This window comes from Pantoea sp. SGAir0180 (assembly GCF_043546245.1).
This window is the reverse complement of record NZ_CP028071.1, coordinates 3,931,564-3,956,765: the sequence shown is the minus strand read 5'-3', so window position 1 is coordinate 3,956,765 and position 25,202 is coordinate 3,931,564. Positions and strand designations below refer to the sequence as shown.

22 protein-coding genes are annotated in these 25,202 nt (G+C 55.0%); 9 read left to right on the top strand and 13 right to left on the bottom strand.

Annotated elements, in window-relative coordinates:
* Window positions 1–12 precede the first annotated feature (12 nt).
* Window positions 13–849, bottom strand: a complete 837-nt coding sequence (locus C1N58_RS18520) for a fumarylacetoacetate hydrolase family protein (RefSeq protein WP_006121146.1) — start codon at window positions 847–849, stop codon at window positions 13–15.
* 440 nt (window positions 850–1,289) lie between these two features.
* The gene (gene mntP, locus C1N58_RS18515) at window positions 1,290–1,862 is read right to left on the bottom strand and encodes a manganese efflux pump MntP (RefSeq protein ID WP_033738352.1); all 573 of its coding nucleotides are present in this window, start codon (window positions 1,860–1,862) and stop codon (window positions 1,290–1,292) included.
* Window positions 1,863–2,166: 304 nt separating this feature from the next.
* On the opposite strand from mntP, the gene C1N58_RS18510 reads away from it, so the two are divergent.
* The 3 genes from C1N58_RS18510 (at window position 2,167) to C1N58_RS18500 (ending at window position 7,146) form a co-directional block, all read left to right on the top strand.
* Window positions 2,167–2,409 (top strand): DUF1158 domain-containing protein, encoded by a 243-nt coding sequence (locus C1N58_RS18510; RefSeq protein ID WP_033738354.1) that lies wholly within the window; start codon window positions 2,167–2,169, stop codon window positions 2,407–2,409.
* 617 nt (window positions 2,410–3,026) lie between these two features.
* On the top strand, window positions 3,027–4,640 hold the full coding sequence (mqo, locus tag C1N58_RS18505; protein ID WP_033738313.1) for a malate dehydrogenase (quinone): 1,614 nt from the start codon (window positions 3,027–3,029) through the stop codon (window positions 4,638–4,640).
* A 121-nt stretch (window positions 4,641–4,761) separates the two neighbouring features.
* Window positions 4,762–7,146 (top strand): phosphoketolase family protein, encoded by a 2,385-nt coding sequence (locus tag C1N58_RS18500; RefSeq protein ID WP_394564400.1) that lies wholly within the window; start codon window positions 4,762–4,764, stop codon window positions 7,144–7,146.
* Here the strand turns inward: C1N58_RS18500 and C1N58_RS18495 are convergent.
* Window positions 7,143–7,730 (bottom strand): LysE family translocator, encoded by a 588-nt coding sequence (locus C1N58_RS18495; RefSeq protein ID WP_394564901.1) that lies wholly within the window; start codon window positions 7,728–7,730, stop codon window positions 7,143–7,145. The two genes, C1N58_RS18500 and C1N58_RS18495, sit on opposite strands and share 4 nt — an antisense overlap.
* Before the next feature lie 135 nt (window positions 7,731–7,865).
* Here C1N58_RS18495 and C1N58_RS18490 point away from each other — a divergent pair, with 135 nt between their 5' ends.
* Window positions 7,866–9,356 (top strand): aminotransferase-like domain-containing protein, encoded by a 1,491-nt coding sequence (locus C1N58_RS18490; RefSeq protein ID WP_039342848.1) that lies wholly within the window; start codon window positions 7,866–7,868, stop codon window positions 9,354–9,356.
* On the opposite strand, the gene C1N58_RS18485 is transcribed toward C1N58_RS18490, so the two are convergent.
* Window positions 9,323–9,946: a glutathione S-transferase family protein gene (locus tag C1N58_RS18485; RefSeq protein ID WP_394564399.1), complete on the bottom strand. Its 624-nt coding sequence runs from the start codon at window positions 9,944–9,946 to the stop codon at window positions 9,323–9,325. The genes C1N58_RS18490 and C1N58_RS18485 overlap by 34 nt on opposite strands.
* 105 nt (window positions 9,947–10,051) lie before the next feature.
* On the opposite strand from C1N58_RS18485, the gene C1N58_RS18480 reads away from it, so the two are divergent.
* Window positions 10,052–10,906: a PhzF family phenazine biosynthesis protein gene (locus C1N58_RS18480; protein ID WP_033738318.1), complete on the top strand. Its 855-nt coding sequence runs from the start codon at window positions 10,052–10,054 to the stop codon at window positions 10,904–10,906.
* A 32-nt stretch (window positions 10,907–10,938) separates the two neighbouring features.
* On the opposite strand, the gene C1N58_RS18475 is transcribed toward C1N58_RS18480, so the two are convergent.
* Window positions 10,939–11,697, bottom strand: coding sequence for an SDR family NAD(P)-dependent oxidoreductase (locus C1N58_RS18475; RefSeq protein ID WP_033738320.1), 759 nt, complete (start codon window positions 11,695–11,697; stop codon window positions 10,939–10,941).
* 115 nt (window positions 11,698–11,812) lie between these two features.
* Here C1N58_RS18475 and C1N58_RS18470 point away from each other — a divergent pair, with 115 nt between their 5' ends.
* The 3 genes from C1N58_RS18470 to C1N58_RS18460 all read left to right on the top strand — a co-directional run bounded on the left by C1N58_RS18470 (window position 11,813) and on the right by C1N58_RS18460 (window position 15,362).
* Entirely contained in the window at window positions 11,813–12,712 is a 900-nt protein-coding gene (locus C1N58_RS18470) for a LysR family transcriptional regulator (RefSeq protein WP_033738321.1), read from the top strand.
* Between the two features lie 39 nt (window positions 12,713–12,751).
* Window positions 12,752–13,768 carry an inner membrane protein YhjD gene (yhjD, locus tag C1N58_RS18465; RefSeq protein WP_110268694.1) on the top strand — a complete coding sequence of 339 codons (1,017 nt, stop codon included), beginning with the start codon at window positions 12,752–12,754 and terminating at the stop codon, window positions 13,766–13,768.
* A 262-nt stretch (window positions 13,769–14,030) separates the two neighbouring features.
* Window positions 14,031–15,362, top strand: coding sequence for an MFS transporter (locus tag C1N58_RS18460; protein ID WP_033738323.1), 1,332 nt, complete (start codon window positions 14,031–14,033; stop codon window positions 15,360–15,362).
* Between the two features lie 70 nt (window positions 15,363–15,432).
* Here C1N58_RS18460 and C1N58_RS18455 read toward each other — a convergent pair whose 3' ends face one another.
* Both C1N58_RS18455 and ilvC read right to left on the bottom strand, forming a co-directional pair.
* Entirely contained in the window at window positions 15,433–15,615 is a 183-nt protein-coding gene (locus C1N58_RS18455; protein WP_054632899.1) for a type 2 periplasmic-binding domain-containing protein, read from the bottom strand.
* A gap of 310 nt (window positions 15,616–15,925) precedes the next feature.
* Window positions 15,926–17,401 (bottom strand): ketol-acid reductoisomerase, encoded by a 1,476-nt coding sequence (ilvC, locus tag C1N58_RS18450; protein ID WP_033738325.1) that lies wholly within the window; start codon window positions 17,399–17,401, stop codon window positions 15,926–15,928.
* A gap of 161 nt (window positions 17,402–17,562) precedes the next feature.
* On the opposite strand from ilvC, the gene ilvY reads away from it, so the two are divergent.
* Window positions 17,563–18,444: an HTH-type transcriptional activator IlvY gene (ilvY, locus tag C1N58_RS18445; protein ID WP_039342836.1), complete on the top strand. Its 882-nt coding sequence runs from the start codon at window positions 17,563–17,565 to the stop codon at window positions 18,442–18,444.
* On the opposite strand, the gene ilvA is transcribed toward ilvY, so the two are convergent.
* From ilvA to ilvL, 6 genes are all read right to left on the bottom strand, one after another.
* A complete protein-coding gene (gene ilvA / locus C1N58_RS18440) occupies window positions 18,445–19,992 on the bottom strand; it encodes a threonine ammonia-lyase, biosynthetic (protein WP_006121157.1) in 1,548 nt (515 codons plus the stop codon). It abuts the gene before it with no gap.
* Window position 19,993: 1 nt separating this feature from the next.
* Entirely contained in the window at window positions 19,994–21,844 is a 1,851-nt protein-coding gene (gene ilvD, locus C1N58_RS18435) for a dihydroxy-acid dehydratase (protein WP_006121158.1), read from the bottom strand.
* A 60-nt stretch (window positions 21,845–21,904) separates the two neighbouring features.
* Entirely contained in the window at window positions 21,905–22,834 is a 930-nt protein-coding gene (locus C1N58_RS18430; protein ID WP_033738329.1) for a branched-chain amino acid transaminase, read from the bottom strand.
* A gap of 18 nt (window positions 22,835–22,852) precedes the next feature.
* The gene (gene ilvM, locus C1N58_RS18425; protein ID WP_006121160.1) at window positions 22,853–23,110 is read right to left on the bottom strand and encodes an acetolactate synthase 2 small subunit; all 258 of its coding nucleotides are present in this window, start codon (window positions 23,108–23,110) and stop codon (window positions 22,853–22,855) included.
* Complete coding sequence (gene ilvG, locus C1N58_RS18420; RefSeq protein ID WP_006121161.1) at window positions 23,107–24,753, bottom strand: acetolactate synthase 2 catalytic subunit; 1,647 nt, start codon at window positions 24,751–24,753, stop codon at window positions 23,107–23,109. The genes ilvM and ilvG overlap by 4 nt, the downstream gene beginning before the upstream one ends.
* Window positions 24,754–24,902: 149 nt before the next feature.
* Window positions 24,903–25,001 (bottom strand): ilv operon leader peptide, encoded by a 99-nt coding sequence (gene ilvL / locus C1N58_RS18415; protein ID WP_071785161.1) that lies wholly within the window; start codon window positions 24,999–25,001, stop codon window positions 24,903–24,905.
* Window positions 25,002–25,202: the final 201 nt, after the last annotated feature.

Here is a 25,202-nt window from a genome sequence, read left to right as displayed (position 1 = left end):
GAATACACTGCGTCAGGCGACAGGGTTACGCAGGCAACCGATTTTTTCTATCTCGACTTCCACCACGTCGCCACGGAACATGAACAGGGGCGGCGTCCGTTTTTTCCCTACGCCGCCGGGGGAGCCGGTGATAATGACATCGCCGGGTGATAGCGGACTGAAGGCAGAGATATATTCGATAATGCTGGCGACCGGATGCACCATGCTGGCGGTGGTATCGTTTTGCACTTCACGACCGTTCAGTCGGGTTTTAATCGATAACTGTTGGGGATCAGGAATCTCGTCCGCAGTCGTCATCCAGGGGCCAAATCCTCCGGTCTGCGGCCAGTTTTTCCCGGCGGTAAACCAGGTAAACTGCATGTCGCGCACGGTGGCATCCATAAAGCAGCTGTAACCCGCAATGACGTCCAGCGCGTCGGCGGCCTTAACCCGATGCGCCGGTTTACCAATAATCACCGCCAGCTCACCCTCGTAATCGAATTCCTGGGTAGTCAGCGGTTTTTGCAGCGGTTGCTCATGGCCGGTCAGTGAATCAGCAAAACGGATAAATAAGGTTGGCGCGTCCAGCGTTGCGGCAAACTCCTGGCGTTTATCTGCGTAGTTCATTCCTACGCAGAAAATTTTTCCAGGCTGCTCAATAACGGGAAGAAACTGCACGGCGGAAAACGCGTGATCGACGGGCATGTTCTGAAAGGCGGCAAGATCGGCCAGAGAAGAACGTGTCAAAAAGGTTTTTAAATCCGGGCAGGCTTTGCCCAGGCGCATCCCGACATCGATCACGCCCTGTTCCCGTACGATACCCACGCTTTTTTTCCCCTGAGCGGGAAGATAAAAACTGCATAACTGCATTGCTGCCTCTTTTATTATGTCGGGCGATCCACCCGTGTTGAGAATAAATCGGCGCGCAGAGTAGCAAAAAACATGACGGAAATCGTACTGCGATTGGCACAGTGGATGTCCAGTTGTATCACAGTATGTCAGGCGGAATGCAAGGCCAGTGCGGGCTGAACAGAGAGGCGGAGTCAGGCGAGAAGAACGGCAAAATGAGGTGATAATCACCGGTCATTCCCTGACCGCGACTATCGAGGGTAAAACGTGGCGCTTAGTTCAGCGCACCGGGTGGTACGTGTTTAAAGGTTTCCACATACGCGTGAAACACGTACTTAAAAAAACGTTTCATACAGCATCCAGTTAAAAATTTGTTGAATAAATACAGGAAAAGTATAGCTCCTGCTGTTTTAATCAGCAATAAATTTTGAACCAGATCACAAAATACGATTTTGCGGGCGTTACTGAAACAGTCCGAGATGCTCGGTGAGGATGGTGGAGCCAATGGCGATGAGGACCAGTCCGCCCAGCACTTCGGCCCATTTACCTAAAACAGGCCCAATGAAGCGGCCGACCAGCACGCCAGTGGTAGCCATAACGGTAGTGGCGGCACCGATTGTCAGAGCCGTGGTGACGATATTAACCTGAAGGAAGGCCAGCCCCACGCCAACCGCCAGCGCATCCAGGCTGGTGGCAACGGCGGTCGCCGCCAGGACCATAAAACCATGGCTTTGCGGCGCTTCGCACGGTTCAGACGCCGTTTTACGGAAGCCTTCCATCATCATTCGGGCACCCAGGAACGCCAGCAGGAAAAAGGCTATCCAGTGATCCCACGCGGCAACATACTGGCTGGCAGCAAGACCCAATGCCCAGCCAATCAGCGGCGTCAGGGCTTCGATACAACCGAAAATCAGACCGGTGCGCACGGCTTCTTTCAGGCCCGGGCGATGCAAGGTCGCACCTTTGCCCAGCGCAGCAGCAAATGCGTCCATCGACATTCCAAAAGCAAGAATCAGGGTGGCGATAAAGGTCATGATTTGTTCACTTGGGATGAAAAGCCAGCATTTCGGGCTGAATTCATCACACATATGGCTCGGTTATTAAAAAGTGCGCGCAGTCTATCACGCAATAATCGTTATAAAAAGACAATAAAATCAGGGATTTAAGTATAGCAAAGGCTATAACTCATAACAATCGCTATGAATGTCTCTAAGTTAATGTCATTTAAGCCTTTTCTTTGCAATGCACAGCGTGACTTCCTGCCCTGAACAGTCCGTCATTGAACCTTCCCGCGGAATGCCGGAAAATGGCGGGCTGGTAAATACGGAATTTTTGTCCATGACTAACCCCTTCGAATCCCTGATCATTCCCGGCGGCATTTTACTGTTGGGCTTTCTCTCTGCCCTTCTGCTTCCCGCTCCCGCGTTTAGCCTGGCCGTCGCGCAGCACCTGCAACAGATGTTCCATCTGCAGGACCTTAATCAGCTTTATACCGTGGTCTTTTGCCTGTGGTTTTTACTTCTGGGCGCGCTGGAGTTTTTTGTTATTCGCTTTATCTGGCGCCGCTGGTTTCGGGCGTAATCACGCCGTCAGGGCGACATCTGCCTGCTGCCCCTCTTTTTTTAAAAGACTGAATTACTGAGAGGCTGGCGGTGGAGAACCTTTGATCATGCAAAGCGTCAACGATGCGGCGCGCTTCCTTGCCGTCGGTCAGTCACCTGGCTGGCTATGAGGTCACAAAAATGTAACATTTGTTTTACAAGATAGCCTTCGCCGCCTTATCGATTAAAAATTCAACGCAAAGAATAAATTTCAATAATCCCTTTTTTTCATTAGGTTATATTATTCCTTTCGCTAAGTGACATTTTCATACCGCACCATTATGGGGCAATCCCGCAACATCCTCTTTTACTTAACCCGTTGAGTTAGCTGCAAAAAAGGCTTATGGCGCGCCTGTTATTATGATTCTTTCTTATGCTGAATCATTTCTGCATTTAAAAAATAAACAAATGTTTAATTCGAACGCGAGAATGTTATATTTGGGCAACAAAGCATAACGTTCAGTTAACTCGTTATCGTCGCTTTAACCTATACCTGAGTCTTAACCCGGAAATAGCGCAACGCGCTCGACAGAAGCGTGACTATTTCACCTGCAACACTGTTGAGCTTCAGGTCAACAGAAGAGGAGATGTCGCCTCATGTGCAAATCAGCTGTAAATCTTGCGCTCACAATGAGTGTTAGCGGAAAGGACACCACCGGGGCGCAGGAGCGTAAAGACGTCGATGTGCTACTCATTGGCGCTGGCGTCATGAGCGCCACCTTAGGCACCTGGCTGCAGGATCTTGAGCCAGACTGGTCCATTGAAATGGTGGAACGGCTGCCGCATGTGGCGGAAGAGTCCTCTAATGGCTGGAACAATGCCGGTACAGGCCATGCCGCGCTGGCCGAGCTGAACTATACGCCGCAGAGAGCTGACGGCAGTATCGATATCGCGAAAGCCATTGCGATTAACGAAGCCTTCCAGATTTCTCGCCAGTTCTGGGCCTATCATGTCCAGAAAGGCAATCTGCATACGCCAAAAAGCTTTATCCACAGCACACCGCATATGAGCTTTGTCTGGGGCGATGACAACGTTAACTTCCTGCGCAAACGCTTTAACGCATTACAGAAAAGCACTTTGTTCCGTGGCATGGCTTACTCTGAAGATCCACAGCAAATTGCGAAGTGGATTCCGTTGGTGATGAAAGGCCGTCCCGCCAGTCAAAAAGTGGCCGCGACCTGGACCGATATGGGCACCGACGTCGATTTCGGTGAAGTGACGCGTCAGTTGATTGCCTCACTGGAGAAAAAAGCCAGTTTCCGTTTGCGCATGAGCCAGGAAGTTCGCGACATTACACGCCTGAACGATGGTCGCTGGCAGGTTACCCTTGTCAGCCTGACAGACGGTTCACGTCGTACGTTAACCGCCGGTAAGATTTTCATTGGCGCAGGCGGTGCGGCGTTGCCGTTGCTGCAGAAGGCTGGCGTTCCCGAAGCCAATGGCTATGCGGGCTTCCCGGTCGGCGGCTCTTTCCTGGTGACCGAAAATCCCGATGTTGTGAAACAGCATATGGCGAAGGTCTATGGTAAAGCGAGCGTCGGTGCGCCGCCAATGTCCGTGCCGCATGTGGACACGCGCGTTCTGAACGGCAAACAGGTTCTGCTGTTTGGGCCGTTCGCGACCTTCTCGACCAAGTTCCTGAAGCAGGGTTCGCTGCTGGACATGTTTGCCTCGCTGAACAGTACTAACCTTATGCCGATGATCAAAGTCGGACTGAAAAGCTTTGATCTGGTGAAGTACCTGATGGATCAGGTTCTGCAAAGCGACCGTGACCGGATGGACGCGCTGCGCGCCTATGTTCCGCAGGCGAAGCAGGAAGACTGGCGTCTGGTGACCGCAGGTCAGCGCGTGCAAATCATCAAGAAAGATGAAAAAGAAGGCGCAGTATTGCGTCTGGGCACAGAAGTGGTGTCGTCGGAAGATGGCTCGATTTCGGCACTGCTGGGTGCTTCGCCGGGCGCCTCAACAGCGGCACCGATCATGCTGGAACTGCTGCACAAGGTCTGTCCAGAGCAGATGGCGTCACCGGAATGGCAAAATAAAATTCGTGCCGTTGTGCCGTCCTGGGGCCGCAAACTTAACGGTGACGTCGCCCTGACTGAAAAAGTGCTGGCTGAAACCAGCCGCGTCCTGCAACTGCCGTATACGCCTGTAACGCCGGTGGCCGCGAATGACGAAGGCCGTGAAACTGCCTACGTCGTCGGTAAATAACCGTCTTCTACCTGTCTGAGGCCTCGCTTGCGAGGCCTTTTTGTTTGCCGCTTGCCTGGTTGACTCCCCCATTCTCTATTAGGGTTAGTGCATCGTCTGACGTAATGCAGGAGAAAATGGCATGGCTCAACCGAACACGGCACACGAACTCACGTTACTTGATCGCTACTGGCGCGCCGCTAACTATCTGTCTGTCGGGCAGATTTATTTGATGGACAATCCGCTGTTACGCGAGCCATTGAAGCCAGAGCATATTAAACCGCGCTTACTGGGCCACTGGGGCACCACGCCCGGACTGAATTTTATCTATGCCCATCTGAACCGGATTATTCGTCAGCGCGACCTCAACCTTATTTATGTCTGTGGTCCCGGCCATGGCGGGCCTGGCATGGTTGCGAATACCTGGCTTGAGGGGAGCTATAGCGAAATCTATCCGCATATCCGTCAGGATGCCGACGGCATGCAGAAGCTGTTCAAACAGTTTTCTTTTCCGGGCGGTATTCCCAGTCATGCGGCACCCGAAACCCCGGGCTCGATCAATGAAGGTGGAGAGTTAGGCTACTCACTTTCTCATGCCTTTGGCGCTGTCTTTGATAACCCCGATCTGATCGCGTCCTGCATCATTGGCGACGGCGAAGCCGAAACCGGGCCGCTGGCCTCCAGCTGGCACGGGATTAAGTTTCTTAATCCCCAGCGCGACGGTGCCGTGCTGCCCATTCTGCATCTGAATGGTTATAAGATTGCGAATCCAACGATTCTGGGCCGCGCCAGTGACGACGATCTGCGTCAGCTGTTTCGCGGTTACGGCTATGAACCGCTGTTTGTCTGCGGTCATGAACCTGAAGAGATGCATCCGTTGATGGCCGACACGCTGGATCGCGCTTTTTCAGAGATTGCCGGCTTTCAACAGGCCGCCCGGCAGGGCTCACCAATGAAGTCCATTCCCCGCTGGCCGATGATTATCCTGCGCAGCCCTAAAGGCTGGACCGGGCCGAAAACTGTAGATGGCAAGAAAGTGGAAGGTTTCTGGCGGGCGCACCAGGTGCCCGTAGCGGCCTGCCGCGAAAACGAAGACCACCGTAACATTCTGGAGAACTGGCTGCGCAGCTATCAGCCTGACGATCTGTTTGATGAACAGGGGCGGCTTAAGCCGGAACTGCAGGCGCTGGCCCCACAGGGCGACAAACGTATGGGCGCGTCCCCGTTTGCCAACGGTGGTTTACTGCGCCGTGAATTAGTTACGCCTGATATTCGCGAATTTGCTTTCGATACACAGCAGCCCGGCTCGCAGGCCGGACAGGCAACTGAACAGTTTGGCCGTTATCTTAACGCCCTGTTCCAACGCAATCGGGACAATTTCCGCGTGTTTGGTCCGGATGAAACCGCCTCTAACCGCCTGACGCCGGTATTTGACACCACCAGCCGCACCTGGCTTGAAGCTATTGAGCCTTATGATGAGCAGTTGGCCCCCGATGGTCGGGTAATGGAAATTCTCAGTGAACATCAGTGTCAGGGCTGGCTGGAAGGATATCTGCTTACCGGCAGGCACGGATTATTTAACTGCTACGAAGCCTTTATTCACATCATTGACTCGATGTTCAATCAGCATGCCAAATGGTTAAAGGTGACGCGTAAGCTGGGCTGGCGTCAGCCCATCTCCTCGCTTAACTATCTGCTGTCTTCTCACGTCTGGCGTCAGGATCATAACGGTTACAGTCATCAGGATCCGGGCTTTATCGATCACGTTGCCAATAAAAAAGCCGACATTGTGCGTATTTACCTGCCGCCCGATGCAAATACGTTGTTATGGGTGGGCGACCACTGTCTGCGAACATGGGACCGCATCAACGTGATTGTGGCCGGCAAACAGCCTGCGCCGCAGTGGCTGGACATGGACAGCGCCATCGCCCATTGCGAGGCCGGAATGGGTGAATGGCACTGGGCCGGCACAACCCCGCAGGACGCAGAGCCGGATGTGGTGATGGCCTGCGCGGGTGATGTGCCCACCATGGAAACCCTGGCGGCCGTCGATCTGCTGCGAAGTTATCTGCCGGACCTGCGCATTCGGGTGGTTAACGTGGTAGACCTGCTGGCGCTGCAAACGCAGAAACAGCATCCTCACGGCAAGTCAGAAGAGGCGTTTGATGCGCTGTTTACCGCAGACAAGCCGGTGATTTTTGCCTTCCATGGTTACCCCAGTCTGATCCACCGGCTGACCTATCAACGCAATAACCATTGTAATTTCCATGTGCATGGCTTTAATGAAGAGGGCACAACCACCACGCCTTTCGACATGACGGTGCTGAACGAGCTGGATCGCTATCATCTGGCGCTGGCGGCCATCAGGCATATCCCGGGGCTTGCCGATCGCCATCCTGAACTGCCTGACGATCTGCAGCAGCGCCTGGCAGAGCATCATCGCTATGTACGGGTCTATGGCGAAGATGTGCCGGAGGTGCAGAACTGGAAGTGGCCCTCCGCCAGCGCCCCCGGCGCACCGGACTAAACCGCTTTCAGGGCATCGGCCAGCATCCAGATCGTCGTTACCACCAGTGACAGCGCCATCAGGCTGTTGAACAGCTGGCGTTTCCAGGCGATTTGCAGGTGACCGCGCAGGCGGTCACCTAACGCCGCCCACAATAATATGCAGGGCAGATTGAGCAGCATAAAACTCGCCATCACGATCAGGACGTGACTGTTGGCGCTGTACAACAGCGCCACGTTGCTGGCCATTAACCAGGCTTTAGGATTCACCGCCTGAAAGCAGGTACCGCCGAGAAACGTCATCGGCTGAGGCTTGTGCCGGGCCTCAGGTGCAGCCGCACGAAATATTTTCCAGGACAGCCACAGCAGATAGCTACATCCCACCAGCGTAAGCGGCAAGCGGATGGATGCCATCCAGTGCAGCAACAGCTCCAGTGTCATGCCCGCAATAACCGTTTGCAGGCCGCATCCAAGTAAAATGCCAAACACCATCGGCAGCGTCCGGCGCATACCAAAATTCACGCCGGAAGTGGCAAGCAACAGGTTGTTAGGACCCGGCGTAATCGACATCACGGTGACATAACTGAAAAAAGAGGGATCAAGCATCATGGTATTCCTGACAGGGAGACAGAGCACCATGCTACGTTGCGAAAAGTGATGGTAACAGGGACAGGAAATGGCTATTTTGATGGGTACAATCACGATGATGTCAAACTGTACCTGTCGTGCCAGGAGGCAATTGTGTCCCTTGAAATTCAGCCTGAACAAACGCTTTACCAGCAACTGGCCGATAGCTTCGCAGAGGCCATTCATCAGGGTACTCTCAAGCCTGGTAAGCGCTTACCGGCTATCCGTCGCGTCGCCCAGTCGCACCAGGTGAGCGTGAACACCGTGCTGAATGCCTGGCAGCTGCTGGAGAACCGTGGCCTGATTGAGGCACGACCGCAATCAGGCTATTACGTGCGCGGCGTCCTGCCTGTGGTCACCCGGCATACTCAGCACGCTGCTCGTGTGATACGCGATCCCAGCAACGAAAAGCTGGATTTGATCGATAAAGTGTTCGCCGCGCAGAATCATCCTGATTACATCAATATCTCGCTGGCCTGTCCGCAGGACAGCGAACTGTTCCCCTCGGCCCGGTTAGCCCGCATCACCGCCTCATTGCTACGACGCAATCCCAACCTTATCGGTCGCTATGCGCTTCCGCCCGGTAGTGAGCGCTTACGGGAGGAGATTGCGCGACGCGCATTACATGCGGGTCAGTCACTCACCGCCGATGATATCACCCTCACCCATGGTTGTATGGAGGCGTTGCAGCTGGCATTGCGCGCGGTGACGCAGCCCGGCGACTGCGTAGGGCTGGAATCACCTACCTACTTTTTTTTGTTCCCTTTGCTGGCTTCACTCGGCCTCAAAGCGCTGGAAATCCCCACCGATCCGCAGCGTGGTTTGTCGCTGGATGCGCTGGAAATGCTGCTGCAGGAAGAGCGACTTCAGGCGATTGTGGCGATGCCCACGGCGCAAAATCCGCTGGGTTACTGTATGAGCCTGCCCGACAAGAAAAGGCTCGCAAGGTTGGTAAATACTTACAAAGTTCCGCTCATCGAAGACGGCCTTTACGATGAATTGCAGTTTGACTGGCCGCTTTCCCCTGCCGTGAAGGCCTTTGACGAGCAGGGCTGGGTTTTATACTGCACCAGCTTTACCAAAACCGTTGCGCCGGATTTCCGTGTCGGCTGGATTGCGGCCGGACGCTTCCACGATGCTATCGCACGGCTTAAAGCCGTGTCATCGATGGCGGAGTCCGCTCTGCTGTCAGAGACGCTGGCAGAGTTTCTTGCCAATGGCGGTTATGACCATCATCTGCGTAGCCTGCGGCGCTGTTATGCCAGCAATCTGGATGAGGCGCGAGGGTTAATTGCCCAGCATTTTCCCCAGGGCACGCAGGCCACGTTGCCGCGCGGCGGCTTTGTTTTTTGGGTGGAACTGCCGGGCAACGTGAACACGACCGAGATGTTCTCTCGTCTGCTGAAAGAGCAGATCTGCGTGACGCCCGGCGCGCTGTATTCGCTGAGTGAGCGCTATAACCATGCACTGCGCCTCTCGTGCTGCTATCCGTTTACCGATCGCTACATTCGCGCTATCGCCCGCGTCGGTGCCATCGCCTGTGAACTTGCGGGCCTGCCGCCGGGTCGGGCTCAGGGCGTTCCGTTCCGTCCCCAGATGGTATAACCATGGCGTTCAGTCAGACGTTCGTAATAGGTCCGGACAGCCGGCAGGTCGGGATGATCCAGCGGGGTTTCAAACCAGCGGTTCACGGCAAGGCCAATCGGGATATCCGCCAGCGTGAAGTTGCGTCCGGCGACATAGCGACCGGTGTGCTCCATCTGCTGGTTGAGAATCCCCATGGTATGGGACCAGCCTTTGCAGGCCGCAGCTAACAGGCGGGGATCCTGATGCGCGGGCGAATGGCGCACCAGCGACATAAAGGCATAGCGCCACGAGGTGTTAAGTTCGGTTGATTGCCAGTCCATCCACTGATCCACCGGCGCGCGCGCGCGCGGATTTTCCGGGTAAAGCCACTCGCCGCCATAGGCCGTGGCCAGATAGCGCAAAATAGCGTTGGATTCCCACATGACAAAGTCGTCGTCGAGTAATACCGGGATCATGGCATTGGGATTAAGCGCCATAAATTCTGGCGAGTGAGTGGATTTGAAACCTTCGCCCCACTCTTCGCGTTCGTAAAGCAGGTCCAGCTCGTCACACAGCCATAATACTTTGCGCACATTGATTGAGGAGGCGCGTCCAAGAATTTTTAACATAGCAGGCTCCATCCGGTTGCTTAACTTATTCATAGCCCTGTTAACTGACATAAGCAATTGCCCGGGCATGAAAAAACCGCTTTATCTCAATGAAAAGGAGTGACAATGAAGGTTGCGTTTAAACAAGTGGACGTTTTCACCTCGATTGCGTTCAACGGCAATCCGCTGGCCGTCATCATGGATGCGCAGGGCCTCGACGACAGCCAGATGGCGGCGATTGCGCGCTGGACCAACTTATCCGAGACGACCTTTGTCCTGCCGCCAGAAGACAGCCAGGCTGACTATCGCGTGCGTATCTTCACCGTACAGGGCGAGCTACCGTTTGCAGGTCATCCCACGCTGGGTACCGCCCATGCCCTGCTTGAGGCGGGCTGGAAAACCAAAACACCAGGCAGGATGGTGCAGCAGTGCGGCGTCGGCAATGTGGTGGTGACAATCGCATCCGATGGTACGCTGGCTTTTGCCGCGCCTAGCGCCACCCTGACGCCCTACCACGATGCCCTGATCAGCACAGCATTAAACAGCGACGCGCTGGATCATTCACAGCCTGTCACCGTGGCGGATATGGGCATTCGCTGGTTGCTTATCCCGATGGTCAGTGCCGAGGCGGTGCGCGCCGTCATACCCGACGTCAACGATCTTGAGCGGTTAATTACCCACGCCAGCGTGGATGGTGTAATGCCCTTTGGCCCGCTGCCCTCGGGAGAAACAGAACAGTATGAAGTGCGGGGATTACTGGTTGAGCACGGCAGCCTGACAGAAGATCCGATTACCGGCAGCGCAAATGCCTGCCTGGCGCGCTACTTCGCGGCTCAGGGTAAACCGCACAATTACCGCGTTCGTCAGGGCACGCAGGTCAGACGTCAGGGCCGGGTGAACGTGGCTTATGAGGGCGAAACCATCTGGATTGGCGGAAAAACAGTGACGATCGTTGAGGGCACAATTGACGTTACGCCCTGAGACACGACAGGGCGACGGAGTCGCCCTTACTGTTACAGTCCCTGCCCGCCCGATGCTTCGATGCGTTGCGCGGTGATCCAGCCGGTTTCCTCGCTCAGAATGGCGCAAATGGCGTCGCCAATATCATCAGGTAATCCGACCCGCCCCAGAGCGGTCAACGCAGCGATGCTTTCATTCACGGCTTTATCGTCACGCACCCGTCCGCCGCCAAAATCCGTTTCAATCGCGCCCGGCGCCAGGATATTAACGCGGATTCGACGTTCCCCCAGCTCTTTGGCCTGGTAACGGGTCAGCACTTCCATCGCCCCTTTCATCGCCGCATAGGTGCCCGAGCCAGGATAGGTCAGGCGCGTTAATCCACTGGAGATATTCAGAATGCGCCCGCCGTCGCTGATAACAGGCAGCAGTTTCTGCGTCAGGAAGTACGGCCCTTTGAAATGCACATTCATCAGCGCATCAAATTCCGCTTCCGTCGTCTCGGCAAAAGGTTTGTAGTGACCATGCCCGGCATTGTTCACTAAATAATCAAACGTCTCACGCTGCCAGCGCTGCTGTAAGGTGTTTTTGACATCAGAAATGAAGCGGTCGAACTGGCTAACATCACCCACATCCAGCTGTAGCGCTATGGCGCGGCCGCCTGCGCGCTCAACAGCGTTGACGACGTCCTGTGCTTCGTTTTGATGATTGCGGTACGTCAGGATGATATCCCGGCCTTTTGCCGCCAGTTTTAGCGCTGCATTCTTGCCTAAACCGCGATTTGCGCCCGTAATCAAGACGATTTTACGATTCATGTTGATTTCCTGTTGCAAAATTGAACACAGATTCAGGATATTCGTTAAAAATTGTTCTATAAACGCTTAAGAATGCGCAGCACTGTTCCACTTAAAACAACAATCGGCAGGCCATATGGATAAAATTCATGCAATGCAGGTGTTCGTCAGAGTTGCAGAGATGGGCAGTTTTACGGCGGCGGCTGACAGCCTTGGGTTACCAAAAGGCAGCGTATCACGGCAAATTCAGGCGCTGGAGAATCTGATGGGCACACGGCTGCTGCATCGTACTACCCGCCGCGTGCAGCTCACTCAGGATGGCCTGGTGTACTATGATCGCTGTCTTGATTTGCTGGCGATGATTGGCGATATGGACAGCCTGTTTCAGCACGATCCCGCGACGTTAAGTGGCAAACTGCGGGTCGACATGTCCGTGGCAATGGCGAGCGATCTTATTCTTCCGCGTCTGCCTGAATTCCTTCAGCACTATCCTGGCGTGGAAATTGAACTCAGCAGCAACGATCGCCAGGTTGACGTCATTCGCGAAGGTTTTGACTGTGTGATTCGCGTTGGCGAGCTAAAGGATTCGGGACTGATCGCCCGCCGTATAGGCACGCACACCTTGATTAACTGTGCCAGTCCTGACTATCTTGCGCGTTTTGGCAGGCCGATTCGGCTTGAGGAGCTGTCGCAGCATGCAATGGTGCATTACAGCCAGCCGTTAGGTCAGGCGGCGCAGGGCTTCGAATACTTCGATGGTAAGCAGTGCCACTATGTGCACACGGGCGGCGTCGTGACGGTGAACAGCACCGAAACCTACCGCGCCGCCTGCCTTGCGGGCCTGGGCATTATTCAGGTGCCGACGGTGGGCATCCAAAAATATCTGGAAAGCGGTCAACTGGTCGAGGTGCTCCATGCGTTCCCGGCCAAACCGATGCCCATTCACTTGCTCTATCCCCATCGCCGGAATGTCGCGCGTCGGGTTCGGGTGTTTATGGAGTGGTTAAGTCAGGTGCTCCAGGAGTATGTCACCTGACAGGCTATAATGTGATTTTAAGGTTCAACAGGAAAGTGAATGTCTATGACAGACGAGCAGGACAACGTAAAAGACGCCAAACCGCTGATCGATATTAAAACCGGCAACAAGTCCGTCGATCGTTCCATCGTGCGCGTATCACGCTTCGCCGCCTGGTTCCAGGCGATACCGGCGGTAGCGCACTTTATTCGCGCGCTGGATCGGTTTAACGATCGCCTCGGCAGCCAGTTTGGTGCCGCCATTACCTATTTTTCGTTTCTGTCGCTCATCCCCATTTTAATGGTGTCTTTTGCTGCCGTGGGTTTCGTGCTGGCCTCGAATCCGGACCTCCTGACCGATATCATCAACAAAATCGTCAGTAGCATCAGCGATCCGTCGCTGGCGACCACGTTAAAAAACACCGTGAACACGGCCATTCAGCAACGCGCAACCGTGGGCATCACCGGTTTGTTGCTGGCGTTGTATTCCGGTCTCAACTGGATGGGGAATTTACGCGAGGCTATTCGCGCGCAGTCACGCGACGTCTGGGAACGTCAACCCGACGATAAAGAGAAGATCTGGAAACGCTATATTCGCGACTTCTTGTCTCTGACCGGCCTGATGCTGGCGCTGGTGATTACTTTGTCACTGACCTCCGTCGCCGGTTCCGCCCAGGCGACTATCGTTAATGCGTTAGGGCTGGATGGCATTGAATGGTTGCGCCCGGCACTGACGATCATCGCGACGTCCATCTCTGTACTGGCAAATTATCTGCTGTTTCTGTGGATTTTCTGGATTCTGCCTCGCCATAAACCGCGCAAAAAAGCCCTGCTGCGTGGCACCTTACTGGCGGCCATCGGGTTTGAAGTCATTAAGTTTGTGATGACGTTGACGCTGCCGAAACTCGCCAGCTCGCCCTCGGGTGCGGCTTTTGGCTCGGTGTTGGGGCTGATGGCGTTCTTCTATTTCTTTGCCCGCCTGACATTGTTCTGCGCGGCCTGGATTGCCACCGCCAAATACAAAGACGATCCACGCATGCCTGAAAAAGGCGCAATGGCCACCCACGAACAGCAGTAACCAGCGAAAAATCCCTGCCCCCGGTTATTTATCAGCCACTTTACAGCATGAATAACCAGGGGGTCACTTTTCTTCAGCGCTTTCACAGAGTATCTCGCCATGTTTATCTCTGTTAACGCTGCCATTCTCCGACATTTCACATCAGGCAAAGATTTTCTACTTTTAGGCAGAGAAAGCCGCGGCTGACGCGGTTTCCAGCCATTGAATGCCGCTATACAGGTGCGTAAGATTCCTTAACGGTATTTAAAAATAAGAAACATTTATGCAAGCCTCCATCTCAGAAACTCTTGATAAACAACATGAGCCAACGCCAGTGAACTCACGCAGTAAAGTCGTTATTGCTTCACTGGTCGGCACCGCCATCGAATTTTTCGATTTCTATATTTATGCCACCGCCGCGGTCATTGTCTTTCCGCATATCTTTTTTCCTCAGGGTGATGCCACTGTCGCCACGCTACAGTCACTGGCGACCTTCGCGATTGCGTTCGTTGCCCGCCCTATCGGCTCAGCGCTGTTTGGTCACTTCGGTGACCGTGTCGGTCGTAAAGCCACCCTGGTAGCCTCGCTGCTGACCATGGGGATCTCTACCGTGGTCATCGGTTTGTTACCCAGCTATCAGAGCATTGGCGTTCTGGCCCCGCTGCTGTTAGCACTGGCCCGCTTTGGTCAGGGCCTGGGACTCGGCGGCGAATGGGGCGGTGCGGCCCTGCTGGCCACGGAAAATGCGCCAGCCAAAAAGCGTGCGCTGTACGGTTCCTTCCCGCAGTTGGGTGCGCCCATTGGATTCTTTTTTGCCAACGGCACCTTCCTGCTGCTCTCCTGGTTGCTGACCGACGAGCAGTTTATGCAGTGGGGCTGGCGCGTGCCTTTTGTACTGTCTGCCGTGCTGGTCCTGATTGGCCTGTATGTGCGCGTGTCGCTACATGAAAGTCCGGTCTTTGCCAAAGTGCAGAAAGAGAAGAAGCAGGTGCGCGTGCCGATTGCCTCACTTCTGAGCAAACATCTGACGGCGACCATTCTGGGCACCTTCATCATGCTCGCCACCTACACGCTGTTTTACATCATGACAGTTTACTCAATGAGTTACGGCACCGCCGCCGCGCCTGCGGGGCTGGGCATCTCACGTAACAGCATGCTGTGGATGTTGATGATGGCGGTCATTGGCTTCGGCGTGATGGTCCCCATCGCGGGCCTGCTGGCTGACCGCTTTGGTCGCCGGAAAACCATGATCACCATTACGCTGATGATTATTGGTTTCTCATTCCTGTTCCCTGTGATGTTGGGTTCCGGCTCTCAGGCGCTGGTGATGGCCTTCCTGCTGCTGGGATTAAGCATTATGGGCCTGACATTTGGCCCGATGGGTGCGCTGCTGCCCGAGCTGTTCCCGACAGAAGTGCGCTATACCGGCGCGTCGTTCTCATACAACCTGTCGTCGATTCTGGGGGCCTCCGTTGCGCCATATATCGCAACCTGGCTGAACGTGCACTACGGCTTATATGCCGTCGGATTGTACCTGGCCTCTATGGCCTTCCTGACGCTGATCGCCCTGATTGCCTGTAAAGAAACCCGGCATCAAACGCTGTATGAAGTGTGATCTCAGGTCACGCTCATAAAAAAACCCGGCTCAGGCCGGGTTTTTTATGCGTTTTCGCGGCGAAAGCGCGCTATTTCGACTTAAGCCAGGCCATAAAATCATCGATAAAAACCCGGGTTTTTAGCGGCAGCAGACGGTTGGGTAAGGTGATGGCCCAGGGCGTCATCGGTGTTGTGTTTTCACTGTGCCAGTCCGGCAAAACACGACGCAGTGGACCATTAAGCAGATAGCCGTTTGCGATAAATCTACACACATTGCGCAGCCAGACTCTTCCCGAAGCGCATTTGGGGAAAAGGCGGGGACTGACTGAATGCCGACCCGACCCGCAGCGCACGGCTGTCGCTTCTGTCGCCGTATGCTATGCCCTCAGACATCATCACGAGTATTTTGCTGGCAACCTTACGGCTGGCATGTTCCTTATTCTTGCCGGGTGTCAGTATGTTGGTTACAGGAGCCTTTTACCGCCTGTTATCGTGTCGCCAGGCGCATGCTAAAACAAAAAGGCGCAGCCAGATGGCTGCGCCTTTTTGTCTTACATTTGCTGAAAACGGTGGCGGTGCGACTTAGCCTGCAACCGCGATGCGTTTCATATCGGTCATGTAACCACGCAGTTTGCGGCCAACCTGCTCGATAGGATGCTGACGAATGGCTTCATTAACGTCGCGCAGTTGGGCGTTATCCACCTGCGTGCCGTCAATAGCTTTACCCAGATCGCCCGGCTGCAGTGAGGCCATAAACTCTTTCAGCAGCGGCACCGCCGCAAAAGAGAACAGGTAGTTACCGTACTCAGCGGTATCAGAAATAACCACGTTCATTTCATACAGGCGTTTACGGGCAATGGTGTTCGCGATCAGCGGCAGCTCGTGCAGTGACTCGTAGTAAGCCGACTCTTCGATGATGCCAGCATCTACCATGGTTTCAAATGCCAGCTCAACGCCCGCTTTGACCATGGCAACCATGACAACGCCTTTGTCGTAGTATTCTTGCTCTTCGATTTTGCCGTCGAACTGAGGGGCGGTTTCGAACGCGGTTTTACCGGTCTCTTCGCGCCAGGTCAGCAGCTTCTTATCGTCATTCGCCCAGTCCGCCATCATGCCAGCAGAGAAATCGCCTGAGATGATGTCATCCATGTGCTTCTGGAACAGGGGAGCCATGATGGTTTTCAGCTGCTCAGACAGTGCGTAAGCACGCAGTTTCGCCGGATTAGACAGGCGATCCATCATCAGCGTAATGCCGCCAAATTTCAGGGATTCGGTGATGGTTTCCCAGCCAAACTGAATCAGTTTCTCAGTGTACGCCGCATCGTGACCTTCAGCCACCAGCTTATCGAAGCACAGCAGAGAACCGGCCTGCAGCATACCGCACAGAATGGTCTGCTCACCCATCAGGTCAGATTTCACTTCCGCAACGAAAGAGGATTCCAGCACGCCAGCGCGGTCACCACCGGTGGCAGAAGCCCAGGCTTTGGCGATAGCCATACCTTCACCTTTCGGATCGTTTTCCGGGTGAACCGCGATCAGCGTCGGTACCCCGAAGCCACGCTTGTATTCTTCACGGACTTCGGTGCCCGGACACTTCGGCGCCACCATAACGACGGTGATATCTTTACGGATGGTTTCGCCCACTTCGACAATGTTGAAGCCGTGTGAATAGCCCAGCGCGGCACCGTCTTTCATCAGTGGCTGTACAGCCTGAACCACGGCGGAGTGCTGTTTGTCTGGCGTCAGGTTAACCACCAGGTCCGCCTGAGGAATCAGTTCTTCGTAAGTGCCCACTTTGAAACCGTTGTCGGTGGCTTTGCGATACGAGGCACGTTTTTCGGCGATGGCTTCTGCACGCAGGGCATAAGAAACATCCAGACCGGAATCGCGCATGTTCAGGCCCTGGTTCAGGCCCTGCGCACCACAGCCCACAATCACAATCTTTTTGCCTTTCAGGAAGCTGGCGCCATCCGCGAACTCGTCACGCCCCATAAAACGACATTTGCCCAGTTGCGCTAACTGGTTGCGCAGATTCAGTGTGTTGAAGTAATTAGCCATGGGTACTCCGGTTAAATGTTGTGTTTGCTTTTGTCTGTTGACGGCGTGAGATTCAGCGCCGCGAATGACCCCATCATATGACAGGATTTCTGTTGCTTAAATTGATATATTAACAACATTACATTGCAATAATCGCAATGCATTCCTGAGGTGGAACCTGTATGGATTTACGCGATCTCAAATTGTTTTTACATCTGGCAGAAAGTTGCCATTTTGGCCGCACCGCACGGGCCATGCACGTCAGTCCGTCCACGCTGTCACGCCAGATTCAGCGGCTGGAAGAAGATGTCGGCCACGCGTTGTTTCTGCGTGATAACCGCACCGTCACGCTCACCGAAGCGGGCGAAAGACTGAAGTTATTTGCACAACAAACCTTACTGCAGTATCAGCAATTGCGCCATGCCATGGATCTCAACGGTCCGTCACTCAGTGGTGAACTGCGCCTGTTTTGCTCGGTGACCGCCGCGTACAGCCATCTGCCGCCCATTCTGGATCGTTTCCGCGCCGAGCATCCTCAGGTGGAAATCAAACTGACTACCGGCGATGCGGCCGATGCGATTGAAATGGTCCAGTCGGGTAATGCCGATCTGGCGATTGCCGGTCGACCTGAATCGCTGCCTGCCAGCATTGATTTCACCACGCTGGGGCTGTTGCCGCTGGGGCTGATTGCACCTGCACTGCCCTGTCCGGTGCGCAGTCAGGCGACAGAAGAGGCACCGGACTGGTCACAGATTCCGTTTATCCTGCCCGAGCAGGGACCGGTCCGGCGGGCGATCGAGCTATGGTTCCGCCGTCATCGCATCGTTAACCCATTGATTTATGCGACCGTTGCCGGTCATGAAGCAATCGTGTCGATGGTAGCGCTGGGCTGTGGGATTGCGCTGCTGCCGGATGTGGTGCTGGAGAACAGCCCTGAGCCGGTACGAAACCGTGTGCTGCCGCTGGAAAGCGTGGCGTCCGTCGCACCGCTGGAGCTGGGTGTTTGTGTACAAAAAAAGCGGCTCGGAGAGCCGCTTATCAGTGCATTCTGGCACCAGCTATAGTTACTGGCCTGCCAGGAAGAAGCGGAATGCCGGGTTATGCGTTTCGTCGTGGAAATCGTAACCCAGGTCGGCAAGGTGCTCTTCAAAACGCGGTTCGTCGTTGCCAAGCTCGAAGGCCGTGAGGACCCGGCCGTAGTCCGTGCCGTGGCTACGGTAATGGAACAGTGAGATATTCCAGTGCGTGCCCAGCGTTTGCAGAAACTTAAGCAATGCGCCGGGCGCTTCCGGAAACTCAAAGCTGAACAGGCGCTCACGCAGCGGCTTGGAAGGCCGTCCGCCCACCATGTAACGCACGTGCAGCTTCGCCATCTCATCGTCAGACAGATCCACCACCTGATAGCCGTTTTCCGTTAACTGGCTGATGATCTCTGCGCGCTCATCCATCCCGCGCGTCAGCCGCACGCCCACAAAAATGCAGGCTTTGTCGGTGTCGGCATAGCGATAGTTAAACTCGGTAATTGAGCGACCACCCAACGTCTGACAAAACTTCAGGAAGCTGCCCTGCTGTTCCGGGATCGTGACCGCCAGCAGAGCTTCGCGTTGTTCACCCAGCTCACAACGTTCAGAAACGTAGCGCAAACCATGGAAGTTAACGTTAGCCCCCGACAACACGTGCGCCAGACGTTCGCCCTGAATATCGTGCTGCTGGACGTATTTCTTCATGCCCGCCAGCGCCAGCGCGCCTGACGGTTCTGCCACGGCGCGCACATCTTCAAACAGATCTTTCATTGCCGCGCAGATCGCATCGCTGTCCACGGTGACGATGTCGTCGAGATATTCCTGGCACAGGCGGAAAGTTTCGTTACCGATGCGCTTCACGGCCACACCTTCGGCGAACAAGCCCACGCGCGGTAAATCCACCGGCTCACCAGCCTCCAGCGCCGCTTTCAGGCAGGCCGAGTCTTCTGACTCGACAGCGATCACTTTGATTTGCGGCATCAGCTGCTTGATGAGCACCGCCACGCCCGCGGCCAGACCGCCGCCGCCCACCGGAACAAAAACCCGATCGAGATGTGCGTCCTGCTGCAGCAGTTCCATCGCCAGCGTGCCTTGTCCGGCGATGACCGCCGGATGGTCAAACGGTGGCACAAAGGTGTAACCCTGCTGCGTCGCCAGTTCAATGGCTTTGGCTTTCGCCTCGTCAAAGTTGGCACCATACAGGAAGGCTTCACCGCCAAATGCACGCACCGCATCCACCTTGATGTCCGCTGTCGCCAGCGGCATGACGATCAGCGACTTGATGCCCAGCTTCGTCGCCGATAACGCAACGCCCTGGGCGTGGTTACCGGCCGACGCGGTGACAACACCGCGTGCTTTCTGCTCTTCATCAAGGCCGGCAATCATCGCGTAGGCACCGCGCAGTTTAAAACTGTGCACTGGCTGGCGATCTTCTCGCTTCACCAGAATGGTATTGCCCAGACGTGCAGAGATTTTTTCCATCTTCTGCAGTGGGGTAACCTGTGCCACTTCGTATACCGGTGAACGTAACACCGCACGCAGATACTCGGCACCGCAGGGCGCCTCGGGTAGCGGTTGAGCCTCAGCCATCTTAGCCTCCCAGCTTACTCTTATCGCGCACAGCACCTTTATCGGCGCTGGTCGCGAGCGATGCATAGGCGCGCAGGGCAAACGACACGTCGCGCTGACGGTTCATCGGCGTGTAAGCTGCGTCGCCACGGGCTTCCTGCTCTTCACGGCGGGCATGCAGTTCATTATCCGGTACGGCCAGTCTGATACCGCGGTTTGGGATATCGATATCGATGATATCGCCATCTTTCACCAGCGCGATGGTGCCGCCGTTAGCGGCTTCAGGTGAGGCGTGACCAATTGACAGGCCAGAGGTGCCGCCAGAGAAGCGACCGTCGGTGATCAGGGCACAACTTTTACCCAGCCCCATCGACTTCAGGTAAGTGGTGGGATACAGCATTTCCTGCATGCCCGGCCCACCTTTTGGCCCTTCGTAACGGATCACAACCACGTCACCCGCTACCACTTTGCCACCGAGGATAGCTTCCACTGCGTCATCCTGGCTTTCATAAACTTTGGCCGGGCCGCTGAACGTCAGAATCTCTTTATCGACGCCCGCGGTTTTTACGATACAGCCATCTTCGGCAATGTTGCCGTAGAGCACGGCCAGACCACCATCCTGGGAATAGGCATGTTCGCGCGTACGGATACAGCCTTCAGCGCGGTCATCATCCAGCGTGTCCCAACGGCAACTTTGCGAAAAAGCCTGAGTCGTTCGAATACCGGCTGGACCCGCACGGAACATGTCCTTCACCGCCTGATCCTGAGTCAGCATGATGTCGTACTGATCGAGCGTTTCACGCAGGCTCTGCTGCAGAATGTTACGGGCGCTGGTGTCAATCAGCCCGGCACGATCCAGCTCGCCGAGAATACCGATGACGCCACCCGCACGGTGCACATCTTCCATGTGATATTTCGGCGTGCTCGGTGCCACTTTGCACAACTGAGGAACTTTGCGTGACAGGCGATCGATATCAGAGATGTTAAAGTCCACCTCACCTTCCTGCGCGGCAGCCAGCAGGTGCAGAACGGTATTTGTAGAGCCGCCCATAGCGATATCCAGCGTCATGGCATTTTCAAACGCGGCTTTGGTGGCGATGTTGCGCGGCAGCATATTCACATCATCCTGCTCGTAATAGCGTTTGGTCAGGCTGACGATGCGCTTACCGGCGTTAATGAACAGCGCTTTACGGTCGGCATGGGTGGCCAACAGTGAACCGTTACCCGGTTGTGACAGGCCGAGGGCTTCGGTCAGGCAGTTCATTGAGTTTGCGGTGAACATGCCCGAACAGGAGCCGCAGGTTGGACAGGCGGAGCGTTCAATCTGCTCACTGTCAGCATCGCTGACGTTCGGGTTAGCCCCCTGGATCATGGCATCCACCAGATCCAGCTTGATGATCTGATCGGACAGTTTGGTTTTACCGGCTTCCATTGGGCCGCCGGAAACAAAGATCACCGGAATATTCAGGCGCAGCGCGGCCATCAACATGCCGGGGGTGATTTTGTCGCAGTTTGAAATGCAGACCATGGCATCAGCACAGTGCGCGTTCACCATGTACTCGACAGAGTCGGCAATCAGCTCACGTGAAGGCAGAGAATACAGCATGCCGCCATGGCCCATGGCAATACCGTCGTCCACCGCGATCGTGTTGAACTCTTTGGCCACGCCACCTGCCGCTTCGATTTGCTCGGCAACCAGCTTACCCAGGTCACGCAGGTGTACGTGGCCCGGCACAAACTGGGTGAATGAGTTAACGACGGCGATAATCGGTTTGCCGAAATCATCGTCGGTCATTCCTGTTGCGCGCCAGAGGGCACGGGCACCAGCCATGTTGCGGCCGTGGGTGGTGGTAGCGGAACGGTACTTAGGCATGCTCTTTACTCCAGTCAAAATAAGATCGCGGACATCCAGCGACATCCGCGCAAGGTCTGGTTATGCGTTAACCGGGTCCAGCCAGCCCCATTTGTCTTCGGTCTCGCCGGTAAACAGGCCAAAGAATGCCTGCTGAATGCGTTTGGTGACGGGCCCACATTTGCCTTCGCCAACCTGAATGCGATCCACGCTGCGTACCGGGGTGATTTCTGCCGCCGTGCCGGACATAAAGACTTCGTCAGCCAGGTACAGAGATTCACGAGACAGTGCCTGTTCACGCACTTCGATGCCCATATTACGCGCCAGCGTGATGATGGCATCGCGGGTGATGCCCGGCAGTGCAGAGGAGGTAAACGGCGGGGTAAACAGCACGCCATCTTTCACTTCAAACAGATTTTCGCCTGCGCCTTCTGAAATCAGGCCATTGGTATCCAGCGCAATGCCTTCCTGATAGCCATGGCGGCGCGCCTCACTGCCCACCAGCAGGGAAGACAGATAGTTGCCGCCCGCTTTTGCTGCAGTTGGCAATGTGTTTGGCGCAACGCGGTTCCATGAAGACACCATGGCATCAATGCCGTTTTCCAGCGCTTCAGCGCCCAGGTAAGCGCCCCACGGGAACGCTGCAACAATCACATCCGTGGTGAAGCCATCCGGCGGGTTCACGCCCAGACCGACATCGCCCACGAAAGCCAGCGGACGGATGTAGGCGCTTTTCAGGTTGTTCACGCGAATCACTTCACGGCAGGCTTCCATCAGTTCATCAACGCTGTGCTTGATCGGGAAACGGTAAATTTTGGCGGAATCGTGCAGACGCTGCATGTGCTCGCGGTGACGGAAGACGACCGGGCCTTTGTGTGAGTCGTAGCAGCGCACGCCTTCAAATACCGAGGTGCCGTAATGCAGAGCGTGAGACATCACGCTGACTTTCGCCTCTTCCCACTTAACCATTTCGCCGTTGAACCAAATGAAATCTGCTTTCTTGGTGCTCATTATTATTTCCTTTCGCGACTACGCGCGGATTTGTTGTGATGTCTGTTGTTGAATCTGGACGCAGGCGACATCCATCAGTTTGCTTAACTGGGAAGACAGTAAATCGACAGAGCGCTGGCTGGCAACGGTCATTTCGATATTAATGTTTTCGGCGTTAGCCACAGTCGCCATGTTCATTGAACACACCTGAAAGCCACGATGGCGTACTACACGTAAAATGCGTTCCAATATTTCAGGTCGAAAGCGCGCTTCGATAGACAATTGATGCTGGTTCATACGGTTTTCTCCATCATGTTGGCGTTGCTGGCACCGGGCGGTACCAATGGCCAGACGTTTTCATGCTCATCAATTGACACGTGCAGGAAATAAGGACCTTCACTGTTCAGCAGAGCATCGATTGCGGCGTCGACCTGATCTTTACGGGTGATTCGCTGGCCCGGGATATCAAATGCGCTGGCCAGCGTGAGGAAGTCGGGGTTGTCGGTCAGGATGGTTTCACTGTAGCGACCGTCAAAAAACAGCTGCTGCCACTGGCGAACCATGCCCAGACGCTGGTTATCCAGCAGCAGAATTTTCACAGGCAGTTTGCCACGCTTAATGGTGCCCAGTTCCTGAATATTCATCATGATAGAGCCGTCGCCCGAGACACAGATGACGGTATCGTGAGGGCGCGCAACCTGTGCGCCGATTGCCGCAGGCAGGCCAAAGCCCATTGTGCCTAAGCCACTGGAGGTGATGAAATCTTCAGGCGCGTCACAGGCTATATGCTGGGCCGCCCACATCTGATGCTGACCTACGTCGGTGGTAACAACAGTGTTTGCCGGTTTGCGATCGGACAGTTGTTTCAGTAATAACGGCGCATAGATGGCTTCACCGGGATGATCGTAGCGCCACGCATGCTGTGCTTTCAGCGCCATGACTTCGTCGCGCCACGCCTGAATCTGTAAAGGCTGGCTCAGGGCCGGCAGGACATGGTTGAGATCGCCTTGCAGCGACACATGTGCACGGCGCAGCTTGTTCAGTTCTGCAGGGTCCACATCCAGATGGATCACGCTGGCCAGCGGGGCGAAGGTGTCCAGTTTACCGGTGACGCGGTCGTCAAAACGGGCACCCACCGCGATTAACAGGTCGCAGGACTGGACGGCCAGATTAGCGGCCTTAGTGCCGTGCATGCCCAGCATGCCCAGATAACATTCGCTGTCGGCATCCACACTTCCCAGGCCCTTCAGCGTGGCAACAGCGGGAATGCCGGTTTCCTGCATCAACGCGCGCAGTGCCGGCACCGCTTGCGCCATGCCGACGCCACCGCCGACATACAGCATAGGTTTTTTGGCCTGCGCCATCATTGCCCGCGCGTCAATAATTGCCTGATGCGGCATCGACATCGCTTCTTCCACCGGCATCAACTGCGGTGAAGGTTCCCCTTTTGCCAGCTGAATATCCTTTGGGATATCGACTAATACCGGCCCGGGGCGACCCGACTGCGCAATGGCGAACGCCTCGGCCATCACGGAAGGCAAATCATCCAGCGATTCAACCATGAAGCTGTGTTTGGTGCAGGCTAACGACAGACCGAGAACATCGATTTCCTGAAAGGCATCCGTACCGATGAAGGCAGAAGCGACCTGACCGGTCAACGCGACAACCGGCACGGAGTCCATCATGGCATCAGCCAGGCCGGTGATCAGATTTGTTGCACCGGGGCCCGAAGTGGCAATGCAGACACCGGTTTTACCGGTTGAACGGGCATAGCCGATTGCGGCCATCACCGCGCCCTGCTCGTGACGGCACAACAGGTGTTCGACGCCGCCGTCGTATAGCGCATCGTACACTGGCATGATGGCGCCGCCAGGGTAACCAAATACGGTATCAACGCCTTGTGCGCGTAAAGCCTGAACTACCCATTGTGCACCTGTCATCGTTATTCTCCTGTCGCCTGAGGGGAACAACAGAATTTTATGCTACTGTTCATTGTTTGTTCCTTGCAGATTTACTGAATTTTGCCAGGTCAAAAAAAACCCCCCGGACCTTTCGGTGCGGGGGGTTTTTTAGAGTTCTGGCTTGATTTTTAAGCCTTTCTTGCTCCAAGCGTTGCCCCGCACAGTGGGTTAATAATCACCACCACGCTAATCACGACAAGGCTAATCACTAGTAGAAGGGCTTTCATAACGTATTCGATTCTTTAACTCGTTCGAAGTAATGCCTACAGAGTTATCATAGTTAGTAGGCTAATTACAATATTTTTTATCAGGTTTTTTATTGCGGCCCATTGCGTTCTTTCGTTATCAATTTGTAATTAAAAGATTATTTTATTGAGCCCCGACTTTGACAAAAAAACCATGCCGATGCGGTTATACCGCGTTCAAAG

What these genes read in the sequence shown, in the direction of transcription:
- C1N58_RS18520 (WP_006121146.1), bottom strand. Translation starts at nt 849, where the DNA reads ATGCAGTTATGCAGTTTTTATCTTCCCGCTCAGGGGAAAAAAAGCGTG.
- mntP (WP_033738352.1), bottom strand. Translation starts at nt 1,862, where the DNA reads ATGACCTTTATCGCCACCCTGATTCTTGCTTTTGGAATGTCGATGGAC.
- C1N58_RS18510 (WP_033738354.1), top strand. Translation starts at nt 2,167, where the DNA reads ATGACTAACCCCTTCGAATCCCTGATCATTCCCGGCGGCATTTTACTG.
- mqo (WP_033738313.1), top strand. Translation starts at nt 3,027, where the DNA reads ATGTGCAAATCAGCTGTAAATCTTGCGCTCACAATGAGTGTTAGCGGA.
- C1N58_RS18500 (WP_394564400.1), top strand. Translation starts at nt 4,762, where the DNA reads ATGGCTCAACCGAACACGGCACACGAACTCACGTTACTTGATCGCTAC.
- C1N58_RS18495 (WP_394564901.1), bottom strand. Translation starts at nt 7,730, where the DNA reads ATGCTTGATCCCTCTTTTTTCAGTTATGTCACCGTGATGTCGATTACG.
- C1N58_RS18485 (WP_394564399.1), bottom strand. Translation starts at nt 9,946, where the DNA reads ATGTTAAAAATTCTTGGACGCGCCTCCTCAATCAATGTGCGCAAAGTA.
- C1N58_RS18480 (WP_033738318.1), top strand. Translation starts at nt 10,052, where the DNA reads ATGAAGGTTGCGTTTAAACAAGTGGACGTTTTCACCTCGATTGCGTTC.
- C1N58_RS18475 (WP_033738320.1), bottom strand. Translation starts at nt 11,697, where the DNA reads ATGAATCGTAAAATCGTCTTGATTACGGGCGCAAATCGCGGTTTAGGC.
- C1N58_RS18470 (WP_033738321.1), top strand. Translation starts at nt 11,813, where the DNA reads ATGGATAAAATTCATGCAATGCAGGTGTTCGTCAGAGTTGCAGAGATG.
- yhjD (WP_110268694.1), top strand. Translation starts at nt 12,752, where the DNA reads ATGTCTATGACAGACGAGCAGGACAACGTAAAAGACGCCAAACCGCTG.
- C1N58_RS18460 (WP_033738323.1), top strand. Translation starts at nt 14,031, where the DNA reads ATGCAAGCCTCCATCTCAGAAACTCTTGATAAACAACATGAGCCAACG.
- ilvC (WP_033738325.1), bottom strand. Translation starts at nt 17,401, where the DNA reads ATGGCTAATTACTTCAACACACTGAATCTGCGCAACCAGTTAGCGCAA.
- ilvY (WP_039342836.1), top strand. Translation starts at nt 17,563, where the DNA reads ATGGATTTACGCGATCTCAAATTGTTTTTACATCTGGCAGAAAGTTGC.
- ilvA (WP_006121157.1), bottom strand. Translation starts at nt 19,992, where the DNA reads ATGGCTGAGGCTCAACCGCTACCCGAGGCGCCCTGCGGTGCCGAGTAT.
- ilvD (WP_006121158.1), bottom strand. Translation starts at nt 21,844, where the DNA reads ATGCCTAAGTACCGTTCCGCTACCACCACCCACGGCCGCAACATGGCT.
- C1N58_RS18430 (WP_033738329.1), bottom strand. Translation starts at nt 22,834, where the DNA reads ATGAGCACCAAGAAAGCAGATTTCATTTGGTTCAACGGCGAAATGGTT.
- ilvM (WP_006121160.1), bottom strand. Translation starts at nt 23,110, where the DNA reads ATGAACCAGCATCAATTGTCTATCGAAGCGCGCTTTCGACCTGAAATA.
- ilvG (WP_006121161.1), bottom strand. Translation starts at nt 24,753, where the DNA reads ATGACAGGTGCACAATGGGTAGTTCAGGCTTTACGCGCACAAGGCGTT.
- ilvL (WP_071785161.1), bottom strand. Translation starts at nt 25,001, where the DNA reads ATGAAAGCCCTTCTACTAGTGATTAGCCTTGTCGTGATTAGCGTGGTG.